Genomic DNA, 22,702 nt, shown 5'->3' with positions numbered 1-22,702 from the left:
ATAAAGATCGTTTTGAAATAATGCTATTAATTAGCGATCTTTTCCCACCAACGGTGAAAAATTTGAGTTCTATCATCAAGCCGGATTGGTTCACCGATCATCGGCGTCAGCAAACGATAACTCCTGTTTACGCTGGCTTTAAACGCGCGAATAAACGGATCGTCCCAGGCGTGATAAGCCAGAGAGAATTTTCCCGTATGGGCGGGTAACAGCGCGCTGGCCCGAAGGTCTTCCGCCGCTTGTGCAGAGTCTTCCGGCATCATATGAACATAGCGCCATCCATCGTCATATTGCCCGCTATCTAAAATAGCTAAATCGAAGCCATTAAACTGCTGTCCTATTTCAGCAAAATGAGGACCATAGCCACTATCACCACTAAAAAATAGTTTTTGCCCGTCGGTAATTAAAGCAAAGGATACCCATAGGGTTGAATTACGGATAAACCCACGACCGGAGAAATGGCGGGCGGGTAAAATATGGACAGTTAAATTCTCATCCAATTGCAAAGACTGATTCCAGTCACCTTCATAGATGAGATGCGGATTATACCCCCAGCGTTTAAAGCTACTGCCTACCCCTAAACCGGTAATCACCCGTTTAACTTTATCTTTCAAGGCAATAATGGTTGGGTAATCAAGATGATCCCAATGATCGTGGGAGAGCAGTAAATAATCAATATCTGGCATCTCCTCTACGCTGTACAAACTGGTACCGGCGAAAGCCTGATTGGTGAATGGAACCGGGGAAGCATTGACGCTAAATACCGGGTCGATAAGAATGCGTTTACCCGCCAGTTGCAGATAATAGGATGAATGTCCCAGCCAGATAACCACATCCTGACTTGCATCTAATGTTAGCAGGTTGGTTTTGGCTGAAGGTATCGCTACCGATGGCACTGCTCGCTCTTTTTTAGTGAACAGATATTTGATCAGGATGGTTACCATGTTCTCTTCATTATCACTTGGCGGTATTGGCAACTGATTCTGAAACGCGCCATTGACATAATTTGGTGACTGGCTGATCCGTACTAAGTCTGCGCCTACAGGCCGTTGACCAAACTTTGGCTGCTGCATATAGGCATAACTCCCGGCAGCCAACAGCCCAAGGAGTACCAATAAACTCAATAACATTTTGCTTACTCCTCGTTTCATCAGGGCCTCTCTGGACGATGGTGCTACCCATTTTCACCAAACCATTATCTAACATTACAATGGTTTAGCTTATGCTACCAGAGGGTGAAATACGCAAGAGCCTATGAATTAAATTCATCAATCATTTACTACAGAGAGCTAACCAGAGGCTCAACTATTACCTTTATAGATAATAGTTGAGTTCAGCCTTGAATTAACGTTGAGCACCGTTGGAGGCGATTACGTTTTTGTACCAGTCAAAACTTTTCTTTTTAGATCGGGCCAGCGTACCGCTACCGTCGTCATTGATATCAACATAGATGAATCCATAACGCTTGGCATATTCACCGGTAGTAAATGAGACACAGTCAATGCAACCCCACGGGGTATAACCTAATAAATCTACCCCATCAATAGCCACCGCCTTCTCCATCTCAACGATATGCGCTTTTAAATATTCAATTCGATAATCATCATTAACGCTGCCGTCTGTCTCTTGTACATCAATGGCACCAAAACCATTCTCCACAATAAACAGCGGTTTCTGATAGCGTTCATACAGTTCTGAAAGGCTATAGCGCAGGCCGACCGGGTCAATTTGCCATCCCCATTCAGAAGCCTGCAAATAAGGATTTAATTTACTGCCTTCAAAAAAAGTTAACGCATTTTCAGACTTGGTGTACTCCGGCGAGACAATATTAGACATGTAATAACTGATGGCAAGATAGTCAGCACAGCCATTGCGCAGGATCTCATCATCACCGGGTTGGGTGGTAATCGTAATATTGTTACGCGCCCATTCTTTTAGGATATAGGCCGGGTAAGTTCCACGCATCTGAACATCGCTGAATAAGTATTTCTGCCTCATCGCTTCCTGAGCAAAAACCAAATCCTCCGGACGACAGGTTGCCGGATACAACGGCATCATATGAATCATGCTGCCAATTTTGAAATCCGGATTTATTTGATGCCCACGATAAACCACCTGAGCGCTGGCAATGAATTGGTGATGAAGTACCTGATACATCGACTGTTCCGGATTATCATAATCGGTAAATATCACTCCCGAATTACAGTAGCCAAAGAGCGGGTATTTCCAGTTCCGTTGATTGTTAATTTCATTGAAGGTGATCCAGTATTTCACTTTACTTTTATAGCGTTCCATCACCACTTCACTAAAGCGAACAAAGAAATCAACCACTTTTCGGTTATGCCAGCCACCGTATTCTTTCACCAAATGGTAAGGCATTTCAAAATGAGAGAGGGTAATGACCGGTTCAATCTGGTGTTTCAATAGTTCGTCAAACAGATGGTCATAAAACTGCAATCCGGCCTCATTAGGCGTTTGCTCATCACCATTAGGGAATATCCGGGTCCAGGCAATGGATGTTCGAAAACATTTGAATCCCATTTCGGCAAACAGAGCGATATCGTCTTTATAGCGTGAATAGAAATCGACGCCCAGATGATTAGGGTAAACGTATTCGGGCAGTACACCATCAGTCATTACACGGTCAACGCCATGGGAACCTTTGGACAGAACGTCCGCGATACTCACGCCCTTTCCACCCTTATTCCACCCGCCTTCAACCTGATGAGCCGCAACGGCGCCACCCCATAAGAAACCTTCAGGAAATCCATTTTGCGCCATATCTCTCTCTCCTCCATTTCTGCCGTATTTGACAGAAGCTTATCATTAGTTTTTTACGTAATAGACAAACGCCAGCTTATTACCGTCAGGATCGCGCACATATGCGCTGTAAAATCCTTCACCATATTGAGGACGAAAGCCGGGAGCACCTTCACTGGTACCGCCATTGGCAACAGCAACAGCATATAAACGATCGATGGTGTGGGTATCTGGCGCATTAAACGCGGCCATTACGCCGTTACCGATTGTGGCTTTTTCCTGATTAAACGGACGACCGACGCATAAACCAACGCTGTGGTTGTCACTGAATGTACCCCATGACGCCCCTTCATCATTGCTGCCACCTCGAGGATGACCCAGAATCTCCATCAGGGGATCGTAAAACGCGATCGCCGTAGGGAGATGGTTAGTGCCCAACATAAGATAAGAGAACATTCTAACCTCCTGACTTTTTTACCGCCGCTTTAACGGAATGGCGGTTCGTTAAAGGTACGTAGTTTGCGAGAATGGAGCTTATCACCTTCTGCCCGCAGTAAATCTATGGCTCGAATACCGATTTGCAGATGTTCTGATATTGCCCCTTCGTAGAAATGGTTTGCCTGTCCCGGCAGTTTAATTTCCCCGTGCAGCGGCTTATCAGAAACACATAACAGCGTGCCATAAGGTACCCGAAAACGATAACCCTGAGCGGCAATAGTAGCGCTTTCCATATCCACCGCAACCGCACGGCTCAGGTTAAAGCGTCTGGCAGATACCGAGAAACGCAGTTCCCAGTTGCGGTCATCGGTAGTAACAACGGTACCGGTTCTCAACCGCAGTTTTACCTCTTCTCCCGGCATTCCACTCACCACTTTAGTGGCGTCATATAAGGCGCGCTGGACTTCAGCAATGCTGGGGATAGGAATATCCGGTGGTAACACCGCATCCAGAACGTGGTCATCTCGTAGATAGGCATGGGCCAAAACATAATCGCCAATGCGCTGGCTTTCGCGCAATCCACCACAGTGGCCAATCATTAACCAGGCGTGTGGACGCAGTACCGCTAAATGATCGCAAATGGTCTTGGCATTAGAAGGCCCTACGCCAATATTAACCAGTGTGATTCCCTGTCCTGAGGCAGAAATGAGATGGTAAGCCGGCATTTGGTGCTTTTTCCAGGCCAGATCTGATGCGGTTCTCTCCGGATCGGCGTTTTCCGCCGTTATAAAGCTGCCACCTGCACAGGACAACGCCTGATAAGGGCTGGTTGGATCAAGAATCTGTTTGCAAGCCCAACTGATGAATTCATCCACATAACGGCTATAGTTGGTAAACAGAACATAAGGTTGAACATGTTCAACCGGCGTTCCGGTATAGTGTTTAAGTCGTGCTAAAGAGAAGTCGGTACGTAGCGCATCAAAGTGAGATAACGGGAAAGTATCTCCGGCACTCGCCAGACCATCAGTAATATCATCACCAATTTTAGCCAGGTCGGTAGTGGGAAAGTGCTGCACTATCCCTGCTGTCATGGTGCGATCCAGCATCAGGTCGGAACCGTCGATCACAAATGGATAAGGTATCTCTTGCTGTGACGGTGTCACTTCAAAAATAGCGCCATAATCATGTTCCAGCAATCCTAACTGCTCTGTCAGGTAGCGGCGAAACAGATCCGGACGGGTAATCGTCGTGGTGTATTGCCCCGGATGAGCAAAGCGCCCGTAAGCACGGGTACGTAAATGTTCCTGAAATTTACCATCCCAACAAACCCGCAATTGAGGATAGGAAAATAACCCCTTCTCTCTGGCTTTCTGGTCCGGCAAGGTTCCCTGTTCAATAAAGGCACCAATGGCGCTACGCAGCGCACTCAAGGCGGATTCATATTGTTGTTCCAGCTTATCAATGGCTTCAGAAGCAGTAAGACGGGTACTAAATGGTTGCTGATTCAAGAGAGCTCCTTTAAGGGTAAATGGAGACAGTCACTAAACTAGTGGGTTGAGATAATAATAGAATAACTTATTTATCAGTGGAAGTTTTTGATAAATAAGCGCTGTGGCAAATTTCCCACAGCGCAGCGATTTTAAAAATTCAAAATCAGAAAAGGACAGGAGTCATTCAGATGAAACGCGATGATTTGAAGGTCGGGATTCAAACCACTGTAATATTTGCTGATTAAATTCAGCCGGTGCCTTTTTATTGGTAGCCGCAGAGAGCGTTGCCAGCGTGTGCTGAGAGAAAACTTGCCGCATGGCCTGCTCTGCTTCTAACATAATGCGGTGAATTGAACATACTCCTTCAGTTGCCCACTGAGGTGCGGGTTGTTCAAATACCGCACAGCGTTCACGTATCTCTTTGCACTCAAATAACCCTTTATTGCCATCAACGGCTTCGACCACATCCTTGACCGAGATAGATTCAGGTGAACGAGCCAGATGAAAACCGCCTCTGGCCCCTTCTGTTGAGTTCACAATGCCGGACTTTTTTAACTTAGTAAAAATCTTAGCCAAAAAGTCGACGGGAACCCCCTGTAATTCAGCTAAATCACGCACGTTTGCTTCTTTGATTCCGTCACGCTGGCTAATATACAGCAAACAATGCAGTGCATACTCAACCCCCGAACTGACAAACGCCATGACTCCCCCCTGAATAATTAAAAGTGTTATTGCTGCGCTAAAGTCTACCGCAGAACGCTTTGGGTGTCCTGCTTATACCGCCATTTCCGGCTGGTTGCACTTAGCCATCGTGGTAGCCCATTGCACGGCCAGTTGGTCCAGATCATTATGAGCACGAACTAATGCGGCTTCACGAGCCTCCGCAACGGTAAATTGCAGCGGTTGAGCATCAACAAACTGCGGCGCTTCTACGCCAATGAAGGCAAAAGCTGCTTTAAGTACCGGCGTCATGGCATCCATATGGCTATAAGGTGAACCCTGGCGTAAATCAGCACCGCGAGTGGTAATAAATAGCACCTTTTTATCACCCAGTTTACCAACGGTAGAACCATCCGGCAGTAAATCATAGGTCACGTTAGTACGGGTAATAGCGTCGATAAAGGTCTTAAACGTTGATGGAATGGTCCAGTTGTACATTGGCATTGCACATACCAGCACATCAGCATCCATAACTCGCTGACACATGGCATCAGATGAAGCTAATACCTCGTGCATTCTCTCAGTCCGCTCTTCTTTCGGCGTATAGGTTGCCTGCACAAACTCTGCGGAAACGTGAGGCTGAACGTCTTCAGTGACATCGAGATAATCAATTTCAAACTCAACACCATTGCTCTTTAATTGCTGAAGAAAATAGCGACCCAGAGCGCGTGAGTTAGACCACTGGTGGAATTTTGAGCTCGCATCAATATGTAATATTTTCATTTGTGTTCCATATGCTTAATTGAAAATGAATGCTGAAGATTAACTACGACTAATTTTGTCGTAGTTAAGATATCCCTTTTTACGTTTTCCGACAAGAGGAATTTTTTTCATATTCCAATCTAAAGATTGCGATGTGTTTCATTAAACAAACACATATGAAAAAACAGATATATTTATTTTGACTCTACCATTTATCGTCGTATGATAATGCCTGACTTTCAGCTAATCAGGATTCATTATGGGATCATTAACACCACTTCAACTGTTTAAAACGTTGTCAGACGAGACGCGTCTGACCATCGTATTACTATTGAAAGATTCCCATGAGCTCTGCGTTTGCGAATTATGTGAAATCCTTAAGCTACCTCAACCTAAGATATCCCGGCATTTAGCCATGCTCAGGGAAACAGGTATTCTGCTCGATCGTCGTGAAGGTAAATGGATTCACTATCGCCTTTCACCCAATATACCGCTGTGGGCAGGTAATATTATTGAGCAAGCCTTTAGCAGTGAGCTTAATCAAATAAAAGCCGTTCGTTATTCAGTATTAACAGAGAGTAAACAGACCCGCTGTCGATAAATTTTTTATTCACACATATTCGTTTATACGTATATGTTAAAAATTAAAACACCAATAATATTCATGGAGATTTTATGTGGTTAGCGCTTAGCATTTTTCTTCTCACCATCACTCTGGTTATCTGGCAACCAAGAGGATTAGGTATTGGCTGGAGTGCCTCTCTTGGTGCCCTTCTGGCTTTGGCTACCGGTGTGGTTCATCTGAACGATATTCCTGTTGTCTGGAACATTGTCTGGAATGCTACTGCAGCCTTTATCGCAGTGATTATTATTAGTCTATTGCTGGATGAGTCAGGCTTTTTTGAATGGGCGGCATTACATGTTGCCCGTTGGGGAAATGGTAAAGGTAAGCGGCTTTTTACCTATATCGTTTTGTTGGGGGCCGCAGTGGCTGCACTGTTCGCTAACGATGGTGCCGCCTTAATCCTAACGCCAATTGTCATTGCCATGCTTCTGGCATTAGGGTTCAGCCGGGCCGCTACATTAGCATTTGTCATGGCGGCAGGATTTATTGCCGATACCGCCAGTTTACCTCTGGTGGTATCAAATCTGGTTAATATCGTATCAGCTGACTACTTCAATATTAGCTTCAGCCATTATGCGGCCATCATGGTTCCGGTTAATATTGTGGCTATTCTGGCTACATTAATCATGCTTCACTGTTTTTTTGCCCGGTCGATTCCCGCCAGTTATGACATGAAACGATTAAAATTACCTGAACAGGCGATACGGGACCGAAAAACCTTTAAAGCCGGATGGTTAATTCTGGCCCTGCTGTTGATTGGATTTTTTGGCTTAAATCACTTAGGCGTTCCCGTTAGTCTGGTCGCCGCAGTAGGAGCTATTACACTTTGGGTTATTGCACGACGAAGCCGAATCATTGATACCGGTAAGGTGATCCGCGGGGCACCATGGCAGATAGTCATCTTCTCACTGGGCATGTATTTAGTGATTTATGGCTTACGTAACGCAGGGCTTACCTATTATCTTTCTCAAATTTTAGACCTGTTAGCCGAACAGGGATTATGGGCTGCTACACTAGGTACTGGTTTTTTAACCGCGTTAATGTCAGCAATAATGAATAATATGCCTACCGTGTTAGTCGGCGCACTTTCAATTGAAGGCAGCTCTGCAACAGGTGTAATAAAACAGGCGATGATTTATGCCAATGTTATCGGTTGCGATCTTGGCCCCAAAATTACACCAATTGGCAGTCTGGCGACCCTGCTTTGGCTACATGTGTTAGCACAAAAAAATCTCACCATTACCTGGGGTTATTATTTCCGGGTTGGTATCATTATGACGTTTCCCGTTCTGTTGATAACGTTAATTGCTTTGGCCATCCGCCTCTCACTTTTGGTATAACACGATGCGAAAAATCACTATTTATCATAATCCTGCTTGCGGAACCTCGCGGAATACTCTGGCATTAATCCGTAATAGTGGCGTTGAGCCAACGATTATTCTCTATCTGGAAAATCCTCCCAGCCGCAGCGAGTTACTTAATATCATCGAAGATCTGCAAATGTCTCCCCGAGAGCTGTTGCGTAAAAATGTCGAACCTTATGAAACATTAAATCTGGCGCAAGCGCACTGGAGCGATAGCCAAATTATTGATTTTATGCTGCAATACCCCATTCTGATTAACCGTCCAATCGTGGTTACTGAACTGGGAACTAAACTTTGTCGCCCTTCTGAAGTGGTGCTGGAGATATTACCGGATCGCCAATCAGGTGCTTTCACTAAAGAGGATGGCGAACAGATAATTGATGAACAGGGTAATCGGATTATTAAGTAACAATATTCATTAGCAATCTGTCTCTTTCGCTAATCTTTCAGCCTACTGTGTAAGGGAACGTCATGACCGTAAAATTAATCGCCATCGATCTGGATGACACGCTACTTCAGGATGATAAGACCATCTCTCCCGCTGTAAAACTGGCAGTGAATCAGGCGCAGTCCCAAGGGGTTCATATTGTTTTAGCTTCAGGACGTCCTTATAGCGGTATGCGGGGATATATAGAGGAATTAGGGCTGAATAAATCGGGCTGTTACTGTATTTCTTATAATGGTGGATTAGTGCAACACGCGGGCAGCGGTGAAGTGATTAAGCAAACCCTGTTAACCATTGAAGATTATAATCATGTCAGCGCCCTGTCCTTGCATCTGAATATTCACTTTCATGCCCTGACTTACGATGCCCTGTATACACCAAACCGGGATATCAGCACTTATACCGTACGGGAAGCCTTCCTCAGTCACGTTCCGTTAATCTACTGCCCGATTGACGAAATGAAAGCTGACCTGATGTTTCCTAAAATGATGTTTATTGACGATCCAAAGATTCTCGATGCCGCAATAGAAAACATCCCGCCCAGCTACCATGACAAATATACGCTGGTAAAAAGCTCCCCCTTTCTTTCTGGAAGTGCTGCATAAGGATGTCGACAAAGGGGCTGCGGTTAAATTTCTATCCCAACAGTTAAATATTCAGCAATCAGAAGTGATGTGCATTGGCGATCACCATAACGATCTTCCGATGATCAAGTTTGCTGGCATTGGGATTGCCATGGGGAATGCTTCTGATGAAATTAAGCAGCATGCCCAGTTTGTTACCCGCACCAATCAGCAAGATGGTGTAGCGTTTGCCATCGAGAAATATTTAGTTTAATTATCAGAAATGCTGTTCAGGGGAGATCGGGTACGATTTCCCCTCGCCAATCAGTCAAATACCGGCTGCCAGTTTTCAGTGTGATACGCTTCAAAACAGAGTGCAATTTGCTGTGCCGTGGTTTTATCTTCTGACAGTTCAGGAAGCTGCTCCTGACTAAACCAACCGCTTTCTATGGTTTCGCTGTTAGCAACAAAATAGCCGCCAACGACTTCGCACTGAACAAAAACTTTACAGATACCATAGGCATAAATCGGCGTGTTATGAAGATTGCGATCCTGTAGCGCAATTAATCGGGTGGCGATAACATCTAATCCCGCCTCTTCTTTCACCTCTTTTACCGTATTAGCCCGGATAGACTGATTCACATCCACCCATCCCCCCGGCAAAGACCAATAACCGCTATTCTCTTTGACCAGTAATATTTTTCCCTGATCAAATATTGCCGCCCGACAGTCCAACTTGGGGGTTTGAAAACCGGTTTCATTGCAGAATACATTATTGACATGGGCCATCGGCAGGCCGCTATATTGGCTGACTATCTCCGCCGATAGCTGGCGAATTCGTTCAAAACGCTCCAGATCGTAAACGTCCTGCGAGTAATAACATCCCGTCTGACCAATAAACTGCAACTCAACTGCCCACTTTAGCCAGCGCATCTCATCTGATTCAGTGGGTTTCTGTTTCAAAACCATAAAGATATCATCAGGTAAATTGAGATAGTAATTAGCATAAATATGCTTTACTGAACGACAGCGCCATAAAGCTAAAGCAAAATCTATCCCCGATTCTGACGCCAGACAGGCACTTTCACCGGATGCACCAATCCATAATGTCTTAGTTTTATCTTTAACGGTCTGCGATAAGTCATCGGTTAAATCACCTGTTTGGATGTCAAAACCTATAACTTCAGCGTATTGAGACAAAGCCGGTGGCAGTTGAACATTTTCAGAACAGCGTAATCCCACCTGGTAGTTTTGTTGTTTTAACTGTTGCAGGAGCAAGACGGCATTATCGGGTAAACATTCATAATCGAAAATAATTTGGCTGTAACGCATAGTGACCTGATGAAGGAGTCTGGGGGCTGAGTAGCGTTATCGTAGCAGTATGACGGGGTATTTTACAGAAGGATAAGGGAAGTTATCCGGCACCGTGATGAGCGCCGGATAATATTTCAGTTACAACGTCACTACTATGCCTGTTGCAAATGTTTCATATGAAACTCAAGATGTTGCTCAATAAAGCTGGCGATAAAATAGTAGCTGTGGTCATAACCTTGTTGCATACGCAGGGTTAACGGGTAGTTTCTGTCGGCAGCAACCTGAACTAAACGTTCCGGCTGAAGTTGCTCACCAAGGAAGCTGTCGTTATCCCCTTGATCCACTAACATAGGAATGGGTTTTCCCTGATAGTTTTTTAACAGTTCACAGCTATCCCATTGCTGCCAGCTTTGGCGATCCTCGCCTAAATAAGTCTGAAATGCATTTTGTCCCCAGGGAACGTCCATTGGGTTAACGATAGGAGAAAACGCCGAAACGGAACAGAAACGTTGCGAATTACGTAACGCTATCATCAATGCGCCATGCCCCCCCATGGAGTGACCAGATATGGCTTGAGCCCCGTTAAAACCTAGCTTATTACTTAACAGTTGAGAAAGCTCATCACAGATATAGTCATACATCCGGTAATGCTCAGCCCAGGGCTGCTGAGTGGCATTCAGATAGAACCCTGCTCCCTGACCTAAATCCCACTGGCCTACATCTGCCACGGCTTCCCCTCTGGGACTGGTATCCGGCATCACTATCGCCATCCCCAATCGGGCCGCAATACGCTGTGCTCCGGCTTTAGTCGTGAAATTTTCATCGTTGCAGGTTAATCCTGACAGCCACCATAACAGTGGAGGCGCTGGCCAACGCGATTGATTGGGAACAAACAGGCTGAAAGTCATGGCACAACCCAGTGTGGATGAATAGTGGCGATAACGTCGCTGGCTACCATCAAACACCTTATGTTGTTCAATAAGCTCTAATTCATTCTGCATCTAAAAGACTCCTTTGGTAAATTTAGCGATACTGAAACAGAGCGCGGCGATAAGCGCGCTCCATCGGCTAATCACTACTTATCGCCAAAGTGAATGACGGTACGAATAGATTTACCTTCATGCATCAGATCAAACGCCTGATTAATCTCCTCCAGCGGTAAGGTATGGGTAATAAACGGATCCAGTTGAATATCACCTTTCATTGCCTGTTCTACCATACCCGGTAATTGGCTGCGCCCTTTTACACCGCCAAAAGCAGAACCGCGCCATACGCGTCCGGTAACCAGTTGGAATGGCCGTGTACGGATCTCCTGACCGGCACCAGCTACGCCGATAATGACGCTTTCACCCCAACCTTTATGGCAACACTCCAGCGCTGAGCGCATCACATCAACATTACCAATACATTCGAAACTGTAATCCACACCACCATCGGTCATCTCAACGATGACATCCTGAATGGGTTTATCGTAATCTTTAGGATTGATGCAGTCTGTCGCGCCCATCTCTTTAGCTAGTTTAAATTTGTCCTGGTTAATATCAATGGCAATAATACGACCCGCTTTGGCCTGTACTGCCCCTTGAATCGCAGCCAGACCAATACCACCTAAACCAAAGATAGCTACGGTGTCTCCTGCTTTTACTTTGGCGGTGTTGTGAACTGCGCCAATGCCGGTGGTGACACCACACCCCAGTAAACAAACCTTCTCCAGTGGTGCTTGCGGATTAATTTTTGCCAGTGAGATTTCTGCTACTACCGTGTATTCACTAAACGTACTGGTGCCCATATAGTGATAGATAGGCTGACCGTTGTAAGAGAATCGGGTCGTTCCATCAGGCATTAGGCCTTTGCACTGAGTCGCTCGAACTGCCTGACACAGATTGGTTTTACCTGATTTGCAGAACTTACATTCACCACATTCTGCGGTGTAGAGTGGAATAACATGGTCTCCGGGCTTTAATGAAGTGACACCGTCACCAACTTCAACCACAATACCGCCACCTTCATGGCCTAATACCGCAGGGAAAACCCCTTCCGGATCGTCACCGGATAGCGTAAAAGCATCCGTATGACACACGCCGGTATGGGTGATACGCACTAATACTTCGCCTTTCTTTGGTGGAGCAACGTCAATTTCAACGATCTGTAACGGTTTTCCGGCTTCAAAAGCCACGGCAGCACGAGATTTCATAGGGTTTCTCCATCAACATTTATTTGCAACTGGTCACATCAGACCAGTCAGGTAGAAATAGTTACTTCAGATAGGAATGAATAAGACCAGCAAGTTCATCAACTTTTGCGGATTGCGGCTCGCCCGGAGGTAGTAAATCCCGCAGCTCATCGCGTAAATGGGTTTCTAAAATATCATTCATTAATCCATTGGCCGCACCGCGAAATGAAGCGATTTGTTGTAGCAGCAACTGGCACTCTTTACCGGACTCCAGCGCCTTTTCCAGTGCTTCTACCTGCCCTTTAATTTTACGTACCCGGGTAAGGATTCGTTTTTTATCAGCGTCCAATTTTGGCATGATGCAGCCCTCTATATAGTATAGGGGGGTATACTATATTAAGATAATAGACGGATCAAACCACATCGATAATAACTGAGTGATTAATAAAACAAAGGCTGACAAATTGTGGCCTGAACAGGCTCAGGCCACAACGCAAAGGGATTAAGCCAGGTCTTCTAAACGACCATGCTTTTCATAGCGGGAAATTCGGATAACACCATTATCATCATCAACAAATACCACTTTAGGCTGATGTGTCTTCGCCTCTTCCGGCGTGAGCTGGGCATAACACATGATGATAACCTTATCACCCACTTGTACATGACGAGCTGCCGCACCGTTAAGACAAATCAAACCGCTGCCTCTTTTACCTGAAATAGTATAGGTTTCAAATCGGCTACCATTATTGATATTCACAATCTGAACCTTTTCATATTCCAGAATACCGGAGGCATCTAACAGATCCTGATCTACAGTAATGCTGCCGATATAGTCCAGTTCAGCCTGAATTACCGTTGCCCGATGGATCTTGCTTTTTAACATGGTTAATTCCATGACCGCCTCTTAATTAAAGATCAAACACAAAGTTATCAATTAAACGCGTTTTACCAATGTAAATCGCCATGGCACACAGCACTGGAGCATCAATGCGCTCAACCGGCGTCAACTTACTGGCATCAACAATCGATATATAGTCAATTTTCGCCATCGGCTCCTGCAAAATGCAGTTCTCCATTTGGGAGATAATCACCGCACACTGCTTTTCGCCCTGCTGCATTAACTTACGACCCAATTGAATCGCCCGATACAGGCAAAGCGCAGCCTGTCGCTGTTCAGCATCTAAATAGCTATTACGTGAACTTTTCGCTAAACCATCATGCTCACGAATAATTGGACAACCAACTACCTGAACATTAATATTCAGATCGTTGACCATTTGGCGAATTACCGCCAGTTGCTGAGCATCTTTTTGTCCAAAATAGGCGCGGTCAGGCTGCACAATATTAAACAGCTTGCTCACCACCGTACACACGCCACGAAAATGGATTGGACGACTGCGTCCGCACAGTTCTTCGGTCAGGCCCGTCATATCAACAAAACTGCAAAAATTTGCTGAATACATTTCTTCAGCTTCCGGATGGAAAATCAAGTCCACGCCAACTTGTTGGCAAAGCAAACTATCTTTATCAAGATCTCGTGGATAGCTGGCTAAATCTTCCGTTGGCCCAAACTGCATTGGATTAACAAAGATTGAGGTTACGACTCTGTCATTTTCTGCTTTTGCCTGAGCCATCAGACTTTGGTGGCCTTCGTGTAGATATCCCATGGTAGGTACCAGACCAACCTGTAGTCCGGCCTTTTTCCAGGCCTTAACCGTTTCCCTTACTTGCTGAATGGTTTTGACTATCTGAACCAAAGTGTCTCTCCTGTTGATAGGCGTTATGCGCGGGAAAACTCTCGCTGGAGTTTTGCCATAATGGCATCATCGATACGGAAAATATGCTCTTCTGCCGGGAAACTGCCTGATTTAGTTTCCCGAATATAACTTTCAAAACCCGTTTTCATCTGTTCACCAACATTATTGAACTGTTTGGCAAACTTCGGCGTTATTCCGCCATATAATCCCAACATATCCTGATAAACCAGCACCTGACCATCACATCCGGCTCCGGCACCAATACCAATGGTTGGTATTGTCAGACATTCTGAAATCAAAACCGCCAATGCGGCAGGAACACACTCTAATACCACTGCGAATGCACCCGCTTGTTCAACAGCCAGTGCTGAATGGATAATTCTGCGCGCAGCCTCTTCATCGCGCCCCTGCACTTTAAATCCACCAAATGCATTAACCGATTGTGGCGTTAATCCTAAATGCCCCATCACTGGAATAGCGGCTTGAGTAATGGCTTTAATCTGTGGGCAAACTTCCTCGCCCCCTTCCAGCTTAACCGCCTGAGCCTGACCTTCTTTTACCAGCCGGCCTGCGTTGTACAGCGCATCCTGTACCGAAATCTGATAGGACATAAATGGCATATCGGTTACAACTAGCGCACGCTTAGCCGCTCTGGCAACTGCTTTACTGTGATGAATCATATCTTCCATCGTCACTGCCAGAGTATCTTCATAGCCCAGCATAACCATGCCCAGAGAGTCACCTACCAATAGCGCATTGATACCCGAATCATCCATCAGTTTAGCGGTTGAGAAATCATAGGCCGTTAACATGGTGATTTTGTCGCGACTGATTTTTTGCTGTTGTAATGTCACAACGGTGTTTTTCACTTTTTTAACTCCGCTTCAATGAATGAGTAATCCCGTTCTGGATTCTTTTGTTTAGCTAGCCTCAGTAATACCTGCGACAAGCCAATATAAATAGCACGATCCGGCTCATCTAATGCCTCAAGATGATGGCGAATAGTCATCGCATCGCCTCTTTCCAGAGGTCCGGTTAATGCGTTAACCATGCCGGATGAACAGACATTTTCAGCGTTGCCAAGAAATAGAGCATTCCAGGCCTTATCTGAAAACTCCCGATCAAATCCACACTGCTGAAAAATATCGGAACCTATTTTAGTCAAACCAATCACTAAATTGCTAACCATAACAGAAGCAGCGTGATACAACGCTTTGTTTTCTGCGCTCATGGTTCTTACTGAATTACCCAGCGACTCGATAAGTGTGGTTATTTTTATCAGATTAGTTTGGCTACCTTCAACGGTAAAATAGACAGAGGGTAACGATTCAACGGAATGAAACCGGTCATGAATGGCATAGATGGGATGAATGGAATATCCACAGACACCATATTGTTCACTATCATCAAATACGGTTGATGATAGTGCTCCACTACAGTGACAGATATTTTTTCCCGCGATGGGATACTGTTTCAGCTCTTGCCAAAGTGTTGTAATTGCCGTGTCCGGTACGGTTAAAAACAGCGTGTCGCAAGCCTGAACTAAAGATGAAAGCTGACTGAAAAATTGACTGTCGGTGAAGCTTGCCGCAGCGCTGGCATCATCCGGATTACGACTGTAATAGCCAACAACGTTAATGCCCCGGCTGGCAAAATATCTGCCTAAGGTAAACCCCACCTTCCCGGCACCAATAAACCCTATATTCAAACGCATCACCCAACATGTTGTCTATTTGCAGGGCTATACCATAACGTTAATTTTGCATTTCCGGTAGTAAATGCCAAAAGCGAGCGGGCATATGTTGGCGTTGCTGTCGCTTATTAATTCTTTCTCTGATGGTTATTGCTTTAAAATAGTTTCGCCACAGCGTCTGGAATTGCTGCTCATCTTCTGCTAACAACGTAGGGTTAATTTTTCCATCAATCAGAGCATTTTCATCCGGTAAGGTTATTTGTTCAACTCGTTGCAAATCATAATAAAAACCATATCCACGGCGAATGTCATACAGCGCCCAATGCTGATCGGCAAAGCGATCAATAAAATGGCGTAAGGCTAATGGTAGCGTATTGTAGTCCGGCGCCACTGGAGCAAAAAAAATGTTCTGTGTGGTTTTCTGAAAACGGACAAACTCGATCAGATACATGGTGTCTTTACTCACCTTTTTGGCCAGTTTTAGCATCGCCATCACATCTTCATCAGCAAAGTGTGTTTCAACGGAATGGGATGAATCGATCACTTTGCGAATATAGCGAAATATCAAATAGTCTGCCTCTGGCAATTCTGATTGCCAGACGTGATGAATATGATTCAGTGCCTGTTTGGATAACTTTTTGCGCAGAGCAGTCCATACCCGGTCAGACTTACCTGAGTCAGTAACCGTTGTGTGAACCCTTTCCATAAACATCGGCTCAATGTCACCTTCTGCCAATAGCGCCTGAGGAAAATGCTTAATCTTGTAAGCATCAAATACTACGCTTAACAGGCCATCAAACGTTTTGTCATAATAGAAAATAGACATCACATCCCCTAATCGGTAAAACCGAATGAGAGCTGTTGCTCTGCGGGTGATGGCAATGACGGTGTATCCCGTAACACACGTTTGACATACTCCGGCGTCGCTTCATGAATGGTGTAATGTGGCAGTTCATTATTGGTAATAAAGTACTGAGCTCGTTTTAGCACTACGCCGATTTTCTTTAAGCCATTCAGGTTCAGTCGCCCATGTTTTCGGGCCACCATAATCATTTTTGCCGATTTCACACCAACACCAGGAATGCGCAATATCGTGGCGTAATCTGCCGTATTGACATCAACCGGAAAGCGTTCCGGATGGCGAATAGCCCAGGCCAGCTTAGGGTCCATATCTAAATCAAGATAAGGACTTTTATCATCAAGGATCTCGTTGGCATTAAACTGATAGAAACGCATTAGCCAGTCCGCCTGATACAGTCGATTCTCCCGTTTCAGGCTGGAATCTTTCACTACCGGTAAGCGTTTATCATAGGTATTTACCGGGATATATCCGGAGTAATAAACGCGTTTCATACTTTGACGCTGATACAACGCGGATGAGAGGTGCAGAATATCTTTATCATTATCTTTAGCTGCACCAACAATGATTTGAGTACTTTGTCCTGCTGGCGCAAAACGGGGAGCTGAACGAAATTTACGCCGCTCTTCGAGGCTTTGCACCATGCCTTGTTGAATGTAGTGCATAGGCTTATACACACTCTGATGATCTTTCTCTGGTGCCAGCAGTTTCAGATCCTGTTCCAGCGGGATTTCCAGATTCACACTCAATCGATCGGCATACAATCCTGCCTGATGAACCAGTTCCTGACTGGCTCCCGGAATTGTTTTCATATGGATATAGCCATTGAAGTGGTGAATTGTGCGTAAATCTTTCACGACCCGCAGCATTTTCTCCATGGTGTGATCGGGACTTTTTATCACTCCTGAGCTAAGAAACAACCCTTCAATATAGTTGCGTCGATAAAATTCAATCGTCAGTTCCGCAAGCTCACCAGGCGTAAAGGCGACCCGTTCAATATCGTTACTGCGGCGATTAACACAATAAGCACAATCAAACAGACAGAAATTAGTCAGCAATATTTTCAGTAACGATACACAGCGACCGTCTTCAGTAAAACTATGACAAATTCCCCAACCGCTGGTACTGCCTGTCATCCCTGCTTTGTTACGTCGTATGGTTCCACTGGACGAACAGGAGACATCGTATTTTGCTGACTCCGCCAGAATGGTCAGCTTGTGAAGTACACTCTCTTTCATGTTGCTCTCCGGGCGTTATCATTTATTACCAATATACTGTATAAATATACAGTCATCAATATTTGATAATCACCAGAACAACAGAAGTCAGTGAGAAAAGTAACAATACAAATTGAATCAAACGGATAAAAGAACTCAATATAACCAATCATCGGGAGGGACTAGCGTGGGGGTCGTAGCAGCTTTAGCTGCCTGATGCACTCCAATGTTAAGTACAAATTGTTTTCCGACCGGGCACATTATCAAGATAAGCACAATGCCATCACGGGCGGAATATTCTTAAATTTCAATTTTCTTGGTTTAATCACCATTCAAATGAAAAGTTATATGTGATGAGCCATCATCCGACGGCCCATCACAGAATGGTGAACCATCAGGCTTACCTTACAATAAGCACCGATGTGGTTGCGTAGCGAACAATGCTGGAAGCATTAGATCCTAATAAGTGTGTTTTTATATTAGGTCGTTTGGAGCCAATAACAATTAAGTCAGCGCCAATCTGCCCGGTAACCTCGACAATCTCATCTCTGACAGATCCAAAACTCATTGAATAAGAAACGCGATCTTTAGGCAAGTCGATAGTGGCTGCAATTTCTTCCAGTTTTTTCTTGGCTTTAACCGCTGCTTTATCTTGCAGCTCCATATAGCCTAACTCGTAAGAATTGATGATGGTTGTTGACATGGGAAATACATGAAGCAGTCGGATTTTAGCGTCTGACTGTTTCGCCAAATGCACCGCGTATTCCAATGCTTTGCGGGTTAATTCGTCTTCCATGATATCTACGGGTACTAAAATAGATTTGTACATGTTGCACGCTCCTATTTTTGTATACCTGGATCATCTTTTTAATTATATCGGAGAAATGGATAATCTGTTGTGAGCTGGTTAACTTATTGAACTATCGATACCCGAAATTAGTTTGTATGAAAAATAACCTTACCAGAAAATAAAATTAGACTACGCATAATGAGGGCCTGAAGACAGCTCAGGGAGCATGACGATGCTCCCGGTTATACAGTGATAAACCTCTCATTTTTTATGTCTAAACAAAAAAATTAATCAAACCGGGTTGTGCATGTTTCACCACTGTGCTTTTATTAACGGTACTGACATTTTATATATTGAAAAGGTAAACCCTGTGATGCCATCTCAATTCACTTCGACTCTCCTCCTTACCGCGCAACCTGCCGCGGTGGTCGTCGTGCGTGTGGTGGTGGTCGTCGGCAGTGCGCCGTAACGGGTCCTAATCAACGTAACGATTTCGAAACCCCGCCGGCGCAAACCGGGCGGGGTTTCTGCTTTATAGACTCCCTGCCCCGAGTGCCCGGCCTAACGTAAAGGAAAAAATTATGGCCACTTCGGGTATGCCACATCAACGGACCCGTTTTACGGGTGCTGAGTTAATTGTTTATTTACTGGAACGTCAAGGGATCAAGACGGTCGCAGGCATTCCTGGAGGTGCAGCGTTACCACTGTATGATGCACTGGGGCAAAGTACGATTATTCATCATGTGCTGGCACGTCATGAACAAGGTGCTGGCTTTATTGCTCAGGGAATGGCTCGCTCTACCGGTAAAGCTGCCGTTTGTATCTCATCCAGCGGCCCTGGCGCTACCAATCTGGTAACGGCGATTGCCGATGCCAAATTAGATTCAGTTCCCTTAGTCTGTATTACCGGTCAGGTTGCTTCCAGCATGATTGGTACCGATGCCTTTCAGGAAGTAGATACCTACGGTATTTCGATTCCTATCACTAAACATAACTATCTGGTACGGAATATTAGTGAATTACCTAAGATTATGTGCGATGCATTTCGTATTGCTGAATCTGGTCGCCCCGGCCCGGTATGGATTGATATTCCTAAAGACGTTCAAACCGCCACTATCGAACTGAGTGAACTACCGCCAATTCCGGTACCCGATCAACCGCCAATGTTTGATACAGCCTTAGTGGCTCAGGCCGCTGACATGATTAATCAGGCAAAGCGACCGGTGCTGTATCTGGGGGGCGGAATTATTTGTGCTGACGCCCATAAACTGGCGATAGCGCTGGCAGAGCGCGCTAATCTGCCAACTACCATGACCTTAATGGCGCTGGGAACCCTGCCCGCTGAGCATCCATTATCGTTGGGGATGCTGGGAATGCATGCCAATCGTAGCACCAACCTGATTTTACAAGAATCCGATCTGTTGATTGTTATGGGCGCACGCTTTGACGATCGCGCTATTGGTAAAGCAGAACAATTCTGTCCGAATGCCAAAATCATTCATGTGGATATCGACCGCGCTGAACTGAGTAAGATTCGCCAACCACAAATTGCTATTCATGCGGATGTAGGTCAGGTTTTAGAGCAGCTATTACCTCAAATTACGGCACAACCTCGTAGCGAATGGATTGAAACAGTTAACCAGTTCCGCCAGCAATATCCGGTTCAAATGCCAGATGCGGATAACCCATTAAGCCATTATGGGTTGGTGCTGGCCGCCGCCCGTGCCGTTGATTGTGAGGCGGTTATTACTACCGATGTAGGACAGCATCAAATGTGGGTTGCTCAGGCCTATCCACTGTGTCGCCATCGTCAGTGGTTAACATCAGGTGGGTTAGGCACCATGGGTTTTGGCTTACCAGCTGCCATTGGCGCCGCGCTGGCGGATCGCAATCGTAAAGTTTTATGCTTCTCCGGAGATGGCAGCCTGATGATGAATATTCAGGAAATGGCAACGGCAGTTGAGCATAATCTGGATGTGAAAATTATTCTGATGAATAATCAGGCACTAGGTCTGGTTCACCAACAGCAAACGCTGTTTTATCAGGAGCGCATTTTTGCTGCGGCTTACCCTTACCGTACCGACTTTATTAAAATTGCCGCTGGTTTTGGCATGGATACTTGCGATCTGAATACCGAACAAGACCCGGAAGCCGCACTGGCAGAAGCCATTCGCCGCCCAGGCCCTTGCTTGATTCACGCGTTAATCGATATTAATCAGAAAGTTTTCCCGATGGTGCCACCGGGTGCCGCTAACATCGAAATGGTTGGAGCTTAATTATGTCTACAGAACAGTCTCAACAACATCAAATCGCTTTAGAGCTAATTGTTCGCAACCATCCGGGTGTTATGTCACATATTTGTGGCTTGTTTGCCCGCCGGGCATTTAACGTAGAAGGCATTCTCTGTATGCCATTAAAAGGCGATACACAGAGCCGGATCTGGCTTTTAGTCCAAAAAGATCAACGTCTGTCCCAGATGGTCAGTCAGGTAGAAAAACTGGAAGACGTACAACAGGTCAAATACAGTGAAGATTTAGGTGTATTTGACCAACTAAGAAGTTTTATACAGTAATATAACGATTTTCTCTGTGAGGGTAACTTTAACTACCCTCACAGGAAAATTAAACCTAATTCAGGTTTCATAATGATTATCCTGGTAAACCACAAAGTTTATACAGGTCCATTGAATTTTTAATATTGAGTTTATACATAATATTATAGCGATGAACACTCACGGTTTTCACACTAATATTAATTTTGTCGCCAATGTCTTTATTGCTCATACCCTGAGATATGTATTGAAATATTTCGTATTCTCGTTTAAATAATGAATCAATTCTTTTAACGTCATCATCATAAAGGTTATATTTAGGAATGCATTGGAATCCATCAATGACCAATTGAGAGACTAAGATTAATGATTTAATATCATGTGTCTTATCAATAATTCCATCAATAGAGTACTTCATAGCATTCAGAATATTCATACCAGATGTTTCTGATACTAAAGCAATAATTTTAGTTTCCGGGCTAATGCTACGAATCCCTTCTACCAGTTTATCTCTGCCTGAATTTATCAGATCAATACTAATTAAAACCAGATCAATATTTAAACTACTTACTCGTTCAGCAATATTATCCGTAGTATTGGTTACGGTTATTACTTCAAGACAATCCGCATCTTTTAGTAATTCGCTAATCGCGAAACAAACGAACTGATTACTATCAACGATCAATGTACGAATAACTTGTTGTTTCATTTATAACATCCTCGATTAAATACTATTCTTCCACTCGAGCATTTCATCATTAGATGATAATGAAATATCCCGATTTATATTGTATATAAGAACAACACCCTATAGTTCGTAAATATCCAGCCAAACTATACCTGACAAAATATATTGGGTATTACGTTAGGTAATGACGTTCTAAAGTACCGAAAATTGAACTCTACCTGTCCTATATTTGACACTTGAAATATCAGCCCAAACATGTTGCAAAAATAATAACTCGATAAAACACTCATTGACTACGATTTCACTGTCCTATTTTGGACATCCCTTGAATACGGCTTCTGAGCGGTGATCTCGGATAGTCGTGCTGATATAAAAGTCAATTGCTCAATATTGGATACTTGACTCATAACCACAGAGGCGTTGCAAAGAATAATAGTGCTTAATGTCCCCTGCCTGATATCAGTTCACTATCCAATATTGGACCTCGCGCTACGAAGAATACTATGCATCTCAGATAATGAAAAAACTGTTGATATAATAGCGATATAGTAAC

24 protein-coding genes and 1 pseudogene are annotated in these 22,702 nt (G+C 44.6%); 7 read left to right on the top strand and 18 right to left on the bottom strand.

From position 1 onward, the window contains the following. Positions 1-26: 26 nt before the first annotated feature. The 6 genes from EKN56_RS07835 to EKN56_RS07810 all read right to left on the bottom strand — a co-directional run bounded on the left by EKN56_RS07835 (position 27) and on the right by EKN56_RS07810 (position 6,131). Positions 27-1,130 (bottom strand): MBL fold metallo-hydrolase, encoded by a 1,104-nt coding sequence (locus tag EKN56_RS07835; RefSeq protein WP_130591261.1) that lies wholly within the window; start codon positions 1,128-1,130, stop codon positions 27-29. A gap of 214 nt (positions 1,131-1,344) precedes the next feature. Next, a complete protein-coding gene (locus EKN56_RS07830; protein WP_130591260.1) occupies positions 1,345-2,781 on the bottom strand; it encodes a 6-phospho-beta-glucosidase in 1,437 nt (478 codons plus the stop codon). A gap of 45 nt (positions 2,782-2,826) precedes the next feature. Continuing rightward, a complete protein-coding gene (locus EKN56_RS07825; RefSeq protein ID WP_130591259.1) occupies positions 2,827-3,216 on the bottom strand; it encodes a VOC family protein in 390 nt (129 codons plus the stop codon). 29 nt (positions 3,217-3,245) lie between these two features. Next, positions 3,246-4,706, bottom strand: coding sequence for an AMP nucleosidase (locus EKN56_RS07820; protein WP_130591258.1), 1,461 nt, complete (start codon positions 4,704-4,706; stop codon positions 3,246-3,248). Between the two features lie 162 nt (positions 4,707-4,868). Continuing rightward, positions 4,869-5,390, bottom strand: a complete 522-nt coding sequence (locus EKN56_RS07815) for an RrF2 family transcriptional regulator (RefSeq protein WP_130591257.1) — start codon at positions 5,388-5,390, stop codon at positions 4,869-4,871. Positions 5,391-5,462: 72 nt separating this feature from the next. After that, on the bottom strand, positions 5,463-6,131 hold the full coding sequence (locus EKN56_RS07810) for an FMN-dependent NADH-azoreductase (RefSeq protein WP_130591256.1): 669 nt from the start codon (positions 6,129-6,131) through the stop codon (positions 5,463-5,465). A gap of 238 nt (positions 6,132-6,369) precedes the next feature. Here EKN56_RS07810 and EKN56_RS07805 point away from each other — a divergent pair, with 238 nt between their 5' ends. The 4 genes and pseudogenes from EKN56_RS07805 to yidA all read left to right on the top strand — a co-directional run bounded on the left by EKN56_RS07805 (position 6,370) and on the right by yidA (position 9,381). Beyond that, positions 6,370-6,711, top strand: coding sequence for a metalloregulator ArsR/SmtB family transcription factor (locus tag EKN56_RS07805; protein ID WP_130591255.1), 342 nt, complete (start codon positions 6,370-6,372; stop codon positions 6,709-6,711). A gap of 74 nt (positions 6,712-6,785) precedes the next feature. Beyond that, positions 6,786-8,075, top strand: coding sequence for an arsenic transporter (locus tag EKN56_RS07800; protein WP_130591254.1), 1,290 nt, complete (start codon positions 6,786-6,788; stop codon positions 8,073-8,075). A 4-nt stretch (positions 8,076-8,079) separates the two neighbouring features. Further along, complete coding sequence (arsC, locus tag EKN56_RS07795) at positions 8,080-8,508, top strand: glutaredoxin-dependent arsenate reductase (RefSeq protein ID WP_130591253.1); 429 nt, start codon at positions 8,080-8,082, stop codon at positions 8,506-8,508. A 62-nt stretch (positions 8,509-8,570) separates the two neighbouring features. Then, positions 8,571-9,381: pseudogene (gene yidA, locus EKN56_RS07790) on the top strand (sugar-phosphatase). A 50-nt stretch (positions 9,382-9,431) separates the two neighbouring features. Here yidA and EKN56_RS21020 read toward each other — a convergent pair. The 11 genes from EKN56_RS21020 to EKN56_RS07735 form a co-directional block, all read right to left on the bottom strand. Continuing rightward, on the bottom strand, positions 9,432-10,439 hold the full coding sequence (locus EKN56_RS21020) for an NUDIX hydrolase N-terminal domain-containing protein (protein WP_210405340.1): 1,008 nt from the start codon (positions 10,437-10,439) through the stop codon (positions 9,432-9,434). Positions 10,440-10,573: 134 nt separating this feature from the next. Beyond that, complete coding sequence (gene fghA, locus EKN56_RS07780) at positions 10,574-11,422, bottom strand: S-formylglutathione hydrolase (protein WP_130591252.1); 849 nt, start codon at positions 11,420-11,422, stop codon at positions 10,574-10,576. Between the two features lie 74 nt (positions 11,423-11,496). After that, a complete protein-coding gene (locus EKN56_RS07775) occupies positions 11,497-12,615 on the bottom strand; it encodes an S-(hydroxymethyl)glutathione dehydrogenase/class III alcohol dehydrogenase (RefSeq protein WP_130591251.1) in 1,119 nt (372 codons plus the stop codon). 61 nt (positions 12,616-12,676) lie between these two features. Next, positions 12,677-12,952 carry a metal/formaldehyde-sensitive transcriptional repressor gene (locus tag EKN56_RS07770; RefSeq protein ID WP_130591250.1) on the bottom strand — a complete coding sequence of 92 codons (276 nt, stop codon included), beginning with the start codon at positions 12,950-12,952 and terminating at the stop codon, positions 12,677-12,679. 144 nt (positions 12,953-13,096) lie between these two features. Next, positions 13,097-13,477: an aspartate 1-decarboxylase gene (panD, locus tag EKN56_RS07765; protein WP_456085568.1), complete on the bottom strand. Its 381-nt coding sequence runs from the start codon at positions 13,475-13,477 to the stop codon at positions 13,097-13,099. Positions 13,478-13,502: 25 nt separating this feature from the next. Beyond that, entirely contained in the window at positions 13,503-14,351 is an 849-nt protein-coding gene (gene panC, locus EKN56_RS07760; RefSeq protein ID WP_130591248.1) for a pantoate--beta-alanine ligase, read from the bottom strand. A gap of 23 nt (positions 14,352-14,374) precedes the next feature. Further along, on the bottom strand, positions 14,375-15,220 hold the full coding sequence (gene panB / locus EKN56_RS07755; protein ID WP_130591247.1) for a 3-methyl-2-oxobutanoate hydroxymethyltransferase: 846 nt from the start codon (positions 15,218-15,220) through the stop codon (positions 14,375-14,377). Continuing rightward, entirely contained in the window at positions 15,217-16,065 is an 849-nt protein-coding gene (locus tag EKN56_RS07750) for a Rossmann-like and DUF2520 domain-containing protein (RefSeq protein WP_130591246.1), read from the bottom strand. The genes panB and EKN56_RS07750 overlap by 4 nt, the downstream gene beginning before the upstream one ends. Positions 16,066-16,105: 40 nt before the next feature. Then, positions 16,106-16,870 (bottom strand): TIGR03915 family putative DNA repair protein, encoded by a 765-nt coding sequence (locus EKN56_RS07745; RefSeq protein ID WP_130591245.1) that lies wholly within the window; start codon positions 16,868-16,870, stop codon positions 16,106-16,108. An 8-nt stretch (positions 16,871-16,878) separates the two neighbouring features. After that, positions 16,879-18,141, bottom strand: coding sequence for a putative DNA modification/repair radical SAM protein (locus tag EKN56_RS07740; RefSeq protein ID WP_130591244.1), 1,263 nt, complete (start codon positions 18,139-18,141; stop codon positions 16,879-16,881). Between the two features lie 379 nt (positions 18,142-18,520). Beyond that, entirely contained in the window at positions 18,521-18,949 is a 429-nt protein-coding gene (locus tag EKN56_RS07735) for a universal stress protein (protein ID WP_130591243.1), read from the bottom strand. Between the two features lie 334 nt (positions 18,950-19,283). Here EKN56_RS07735 and ivbL point away from each other — a divergent pair, with 334 nt between their 5' ends. From ivbL to ilvN, 3 genes are all read left to right on the top strand, one after another. Beyond that, positions 19,284-19,379: an ilvB operon leader peptide IvbL gene (ivbL, locus tag EKN56_RS07730; protein ID WP_108899406.1), complete on the top strand. Its 96-nt coding sequence runs from the start codon at positions 19,284-19,286 to the stop codon at positions 19,377-19,379. A gap of 112 nt (positions 19,380-19,491) precedes the next feature. Next, entirely contained in the window at positions 19,492-21,186 is a 1,695-nt protein-coding gene (gene ilvB / locus EKN56_RS07725; RefSeq protein WP_130591242.1) for an acetolactate synthase large subunit, read from the top strand. 2 nt (positions 21,187-21,188) lie between these two features. Then, entirely contained in the window at positions 21,189-21,482 is a 294-nt protein-coding gene (ilvN, locus tag EKN56_RS07720; protein WP_130591241.1) for an acetolactate synthase small subunit, read from the top strand. A gap of 76 nt (positions 21,483-21,558) precedes the next feature. Here the strand turns inward: ilvN and EKN56_RS07715 are convergent, their stop codons facing one another. Further along, positions 21,559-22,170, bottom strand: a complete 612-nt coding sequence (locus EKN56_RS07715) for a response regulator transcription factor (protein ID WP_130591240.1) — start codon at positions 22,168-22,170, stop codon at positions 21,559-21,561. Between the last annotated feature and the right edge of the window lie 532 nt (positions 22,171-22,702).

The organism is Limnobaculum zhutongyuii (assembly GCF_004295645.1).
GTDB classification, from domain to species: domain Bacteria; phylum Pseudomonadota; class Gammaproteobacteria; order Enterobacterales; family Enterobacteriaceae; genus Limnobaculum; species Limnobaculum zhutongyuii.
The sequence above is the reverse complement of the archived record's forward strand: the minus strand, read 5'-3'. Positions and strand labels throughout refer to the sequence as shown.